This window comes from Streptomyces sp. SID12501, assembly GCF_010550245.1.
GTDB lineage: Bacteria > Actinomycetota > Actinomycetes > Streptomycetales > Streptomycetaceae > Streptomyces.
Window position 1 is genome coordinate 1 of record NZ_JAAGLU010000698.1, and the last position, 434, is coordinate 434.

At 69.8% G+C, this 434-nt stretch carries 1 pseudogene; it reads right to left on the reverse strand.

Annotated features, from left to right (window positions below):
- Positions 1-434 (reverse strand): annotated as a pseudogene (locus G3I71_RS47975) (2-aminoethylphosphonate ABC transporter permease subunit); the annotation flags it as partial.

Sequence of the window (434 nt, forward strand, 5' to 3'; positions counted from 1 at the left end):
GGAGGCCACCTCCAGCTGGGCGGTGTCGAGTTGGGAGAACGCGGCGAGCAGCGGGCGCATCACGAACGGCGTGAAGTACGTGATCTCCGCGAGCAGGACGCCCCAGGGGGTGGTCAGGAAGTGGAAGGGCCCCTCGGCCGCCCCGGTGACGCCGGTCCAGGCCCCGTTGGCCATCCCGACCGACCCGTAGATGAAGAGCAGGGCGAGCGTGATGAGGAAGGACGGGAAGGAGAGGAAGACGTCGATGAACTTGGCGACGGCCTTGGAACCGGGGAACGGGACGAAGGCGATGACCAGCGCGAGGGCGAAGCCGAGGACGAGACAGCCGACGGTTGCTCCGACGGCCAGCCACACCGTGGTGCCGAGGGCCTCGCGGAAACCGCGGGAGGCGAACACGGAGGCGTAGGCGTCGAAGGCGCCGCCGCCGCTCTCGG